The 3,933-nt window shown below is 72.7% G+C and carries 6 protein-coding genes and 1 pseudogene; 6 read left to right on the top strand and 1 reads right to left on the bottom strand.

The window, feature by feature from the left end:
- The 6 genes and pseudogenes from H5J30_RS21015 to H5J30_RS20995 form a co-directional block, all read left to right on the top strand.
- Nucleotides 1-494: pseudogene (locus H5J30_RS21015) on the top strand (hypothetical protein); the annotation flags it as partial.
- A gap of 97 nt (nucleotides 495-591) precedes the next feature.
- On the top strand, nucleotides 592-1,320 hold the full coding sequence (locus H5J30_RS21010) for an LmeA family phospholipid-binding protein (RefSeq protein WP_181788946.1): 729 nt from the start codon (nucleotides 592-594) through the stop codon (nucleotides 1,318-1,320).
- Nucleotides 1,321-1,501: 181 nt separating this feature from the next.
- A complete protein-coding gene (locus H5J30_RS37730; RefSeq protein WP_372483220.1) occupies nucleotides 1,502-1,642 on the top strand; it encodes a putative leader peptide in 141 nt (46 codons plus the stop codon).
- Between the two features lie 168 nt (nucleotides 1,643-1,810).
- Nucleotides 1,811-2,650, top strand: a complete 840-nt coding sequence (locus H5J30_RS21005; RefSeq protein ID WP_181788945.1) for a sulfurtransferase — start codon at nucleotides 1,811-1,813, stop codon at nucleotides 2,648-2,650.
- Nucleotides 2,651-2,694: 44 nt separating this feature from the next.
- Nucleotides 2,695-2,982, top strand: coding sequence for a DUF1416 domain-containing protein (locus H5J30_RS21000; protein WP_181788944.1), 288 nt, complete (start codon nucleotides 2,695-2,697; stop codon nucleotides 2,980-2,982).
- An 86-nt stretch (nucleotides 2,983-3,068) separates the two neighbouring features.
- Entirely contained in the window at nucleotides 3,069-3,296 is a 228-nt protein-coding gene (locus H5J30_RS20995) for a DUF3099 domain-containing protein (RefSeq protein WP_309505591.1), read from the top strand.
- A 50-nt stretch (nucleotides 3,297-3,346) separates the two neighbouring features.
- Here H5J30_RS20995 and H5J30_RS20990 read toward each other — a convergent pair whose 3' ends face one another.
- Complete coding sequence (locus H5J30_RS20990) at nucleotides 3,347-3,709, bottom strand: DsrE family protein (protein ID WP_181788942.1); 363 nt, start codon at nucleotides 3,707-3,709, stop codon at nucleotides 3,347-3,349.
- Between the last annotated feature and the right edge of the window lie 224 nt (nucleotides 3,710-3,933).

Raw genomic sequence — 3,933 nt, 5'->3', positions numbered from 1 at the left:
CGGTCGACGAGGACGACGCCACGATCGCCGCGATCGGCTCGCTCGGCGGCTGGTTCCTCCTCATCGCCCTCGTCCAACTGCGCAGCACCAGCGCCCCCAAGGAGCGCCTCACCGCGCTCAACGTCGCCCTCGCCGCCGCCGCCCTCGCCGTCCTCGCCTCCGGCTATCTGGCCGCCGAGCGGCACGCGGTCGTCGTCGGCGCCGTCGCCGTGGCCGCCGGGACGCTGGGCCGCGGGGTGCCGCTGCCGCCGAACGCCTCGCCCGTCGCCGCGGTCGCCGCGGCCGGGGCCGGCGGTCTCGCGGCGGGACTCGGCACCGACATGGGCGCCGCCGGCGGGCTGCTGGGCCTGGCCGTCGGGGTGTGCGTGCTCATCGCGGTCCGGGTGGCCAGCTACGACTACCCGTCGCGGTTCGTGCACATGACGGCCGGGGTGTCCCTGCCGCTGACGCTCTCGGTGCCCGCGGTCCACCTGCTCGGGCTGGCCCTGCTCTGACCCGTACCCGCAGGCCGCCGCTCCCGCCATCCTGCGGGTGCGCAGCCGTACACCTGTCTAAGCTCTCAGGCACGACCGACCGGGGGGCGGAGAACCGATGCGCGCGTTGAAGATCACAGCGGTGGTGCTTGTCGTGCTCTGCCTGCTCGCGCTGGCCGCCGACCGCATCGCGCTCAGGCTGGCCGAGTCGGACGCGGCCGACCGCATCGAGAAGCAGTACGGGCTCTCCCAGCGGCCGGAGATCGACATCAAGGGGTTCCCCTTCCTGACCCAGGTGATGTCGCGCGAGTTCGAGGCGGTGGACGTGCGGATCGACGGCATCGACGCCGTCGGCAGCAGCGGTCGCGCCCTGCGTCTGGACGGGGTGCGCGGCGAGCTGGAGGGCGTGCGGATCGAGGGCGACGACTGGGACCGGGCGACGGCGGACAAGGCCGACGGCAAGGTGACGATCACGTACGACGACATCTCCGCGGCGCTGCCGGTGGTGGACGTCTCGTACGGCGGGAAGGGCGCGGCCGGCGAGAACAAGGTGAGGGCGACGGTCGGGACCTCCTTCCTCGGGCAGCGGCTGGAGGAGTCGCTGCTCGGCAAGGTCAGCGTGGTCGACGGCGACACGATCCGGCTGCGCGCCACCGGCGTGGACAACCTGAAGGGCGTGCCCGGCCTGGAGGACTTCGTACGCGACCGGATGGACTACAACTGGACGATCAACGACCTGCCGCCCGGGATACGCCTGACGGACGTCGAGGTGACGAAGGACGGGATCGTCGTCACGGGCAGCGGCAAGGACGTGGAGCTGGGCGACGAGCGCTCGGCCAAGGGCTGAGCGCCGCCCGCCGGGGCGCCGCGGACGAACCACCTCCGTCCGCAAGCTGAGACCGCCGCGTCCGTTCCGCAGAAGGCCCGCCCCCGCCACCCCCCGCCCACCTCGTCGCGAGGCGTCCGCACCCCGCTCCCGTCCCACATTCCGGACGAAGCCGTCTCATAGTCCGACACAACGGTGACACATGCGCACGTCCCTCCGTACGATCGACGGCATGCTGTGCTCGAAGAGCGGTCCCCGCCCCCGGGGACAGGCAGATCACCTGACCAAGCGGCGCGCGGTCGACCTGTGCCGCGTCGCCGCCATGCTCTGTCGCACCGCCTGACCGGGGTCCGGGCCCGCAGCTCCCGCCCCCAGCCGGGCCAGTGCCTCCCCGCACCGCCCGCCCGGCTGTCCGCACACTCCGCCCCCCGGCGCACCGCGCTGCCTGCTGCGCGCGCCGGGTGCACACCCGCCCGTACCCCTGTCCCAGCGCTCCGGAGGAGAGAAGCAGATGAGCCGCAGTGACGTCCTGGTGGACGCCGACTGGGTCGAGGCCAACCTCGACAGCCCGAAGGTCGTCCTCGTCGAGGTCGACGAGGACACCGCCGCGTACGACAAGAACCACATCAAGAACGCCGTCCGCATCGACTGGAAGACCGACCTCCAGGACCCGGTGCGCCGCGACTTCGTCGACCAGGCCGGCTTCGAGAAGCTGCTGTCCGAGCGCGGTATCGCCAACGACGACACGGTCGTCCTCTACGGCGGCAACAACAACTGGTTCGCGGCGTACGCCTACTGGTACTTCAAGCTCTACGGCCACGGCGACGTCAAGCTCCTCGACGGCGGCCGCAAGAAGTGGGAGCTGGACTCCCGCGACCTGGTCGCCGAGGTGCCGCAGCGCGCGGCGACCGCGTACAAGGCCAAGCCGCAGGACACCGCCATCCGCGCCTTCCGCGACGACGTCGTGGCCGCGATCGGCACCCTCAACCTCGTCGACGTGCGCTCCCCCGACGAGTTCTCCGGCAAGCTGCTCGCCCCGGCGCACCTCCCGCAGGAGCAGTCGCAGCGCCCCGGGCACGTGCCCTCCGCGCGCAACATCCCGTGGTCGAAGTCGGCCAACGACGACGGCACCTTCAGGTCGGACGACGAGCTGAAGGAGCTGTACGAGGGCGAGGGCGTGGACCTGTCGAAGGACACCATCGCCTACTGCCGCATCGGCGAGCGCTCGGCGCACACGTGGTTCGTGCTGCACGAGCTGCTGGGCCAGGAGAACGTCAAGAACTACGACGGCTCCTGGACCGAGTACGGCTCGCTCGTCGGCGTGCCGATCGAGCTCGGCGCCAACGACTGACCGCCGACCGCCCGGCCACCCCCCGAGAAAGGACACGACTCCACATGTGCGGAGCCAAGGCAGGAGGCCCCGACGCCGCCGGCGTCAAGGCCGGCGAGACCACCATCCAGGGTTCCGTGACCCGCGGCGGCGAGCCCGTCACCGGTTACGTGCGGCTGCTGGACGCCTCCGGCGAGTTCACCGCCGAGGTCCCGACCTCGGCGACCGGCCAGTTCCGGTTCTACGCCGCGGAGGGCACCTGGACCGTACGGGCCCTGGTGCCCGGCGGCACCGCCGACCGCACCGTGGTCGCCCAGCAGGGCGGCCTCTCGGAGGTCGCGATCGCGATCTGAGGCCGGCCGGCCCGCAGCCGGCGCCGGAGCCCCGCACCGCCTCCCGGGCGTACCGTGGAGGTATGCGGGGCTTCCGCCGTTCCGGCGTGCAACCGGACCCCCGCGTGCCGCGGAGTCAGCCGCGGCGCCGGAGGCGGTACTTCCTGCTGATGGGCACCGCGGTACTGCTGTTCGTACTCGCCGGTGCCGTCGTCTACCCCTTCTCCGCGGCCGCCGCCATCGCCATGTGCGTGGTCGCGGCCGCCCTCCCGCCGGTGGCGGTCATCGTCGGCAACCGGCGGGAGGAGGGCGACACGTGGTGGGACGAGAAGTGAGAAGTGGAGGGGAGGACGGTTGAAGGGGTGCGGCCGCCGATGGCGCCCGCTCAGTAGACGAGCGCCTGGCTGCCGTCCGCCATCGCCTCGCTGACGAACACCTGCGCCCCGGCGATCCGTACGCCCTCCAGCACGTCCTTCTCCCCGATCCCGCGGCGCGCGGCGCACTGCGTGCACAACGTGATCCGCCCGGCCGCCAGCACCCCGTCGATCAGCTCCGGCAGCGGCGCGGCGTGCGGCAGTTCGAACTCCGCTGCCCGGCCGGGCAGCGCGAACCACGCGGACTCGCCGGTCAGCCAGAGCGACACCTCCACGCCGCTGGCGGCGGCGACGGCCGCCACCGTGAACGCCTGGGAGCAGCGCTCCGGCGCATCCGTACCCGCGGTCACCTTGATCACAAGCTTCTTGGCCATGCGCCAACTGTAGGTACTGCCGCGAGCGTGACATTCTCGCGCGACCGCGCGCTGTACAGGTATGGACCACAGCAGGGGGCGCCAGTGACCATTCCGTACGGACCGGGTGAGCCGCCGGGAGCCCCGCAGCCGCCGGCGGCGCGGCCCCACGACGACGACCCGCCGACCACCCGGCTCAGACCCGTCGCCCCCGGGCCGGCCGCCCCGGGCTCCCGGGCGGCGCA

The sequence above is a fragment of the Streptomyces phytophilus genome (assembly GCF_013870535.1).
GTDB lineage: Bacteria > Actinomycetota > Actinomycetes > Streptomycetales > Streptomycetaceae > Streptomyces > Streptomyces phytophilus.
The sequence above is the reverse complement of the archived record's forward strand: the minus strand, read 5'-3'. Positions and strand labels throughout refer to the sequence as shown.

What these genes read in the sequence shown, in the direction of transcription:
- H5J30_RS20990 (WP_181788942.1), bottom strand. Translation starts at nt 3,709, where the DNA reads ATGGCCAAGAAGCTTGTGATCAAGGTGACCGCGGGTACGGATGCGCCG.
- H5J30_RS37730 (WP_372483220.1), top strand. Translation starts at nt 1,502, where the DNA reads ATGCGCACGTCCCTCCGTACGATCGACGGCATGCTGTGCTCGAAGAGC.
- H5J30_RS21010 (WP_181788946.1), top strand. Translation starts at nt 592, where the DNA reads ATGCGCGCGTTGAAGATCACAGCGGTGGTGCTTGTCGTGCTCTGCCTG.
- H5J30_RS21000 (WP_181788944.1), top strand. Translation starts at nt 2,695, where the DNA reads ATGTGCGGAGCCAAGGCAGGAGGCCCCGACGCCGCCGGCGTCAAGGCC.
- H5J30_RS21005 (WP_181788945.1), top strand. Translation starts at nt 1,811, where the DNA reads ATGAGCCGCAGTGACGTCCTGGTGGACGCCGACTGGGTCGAGGCCAAC.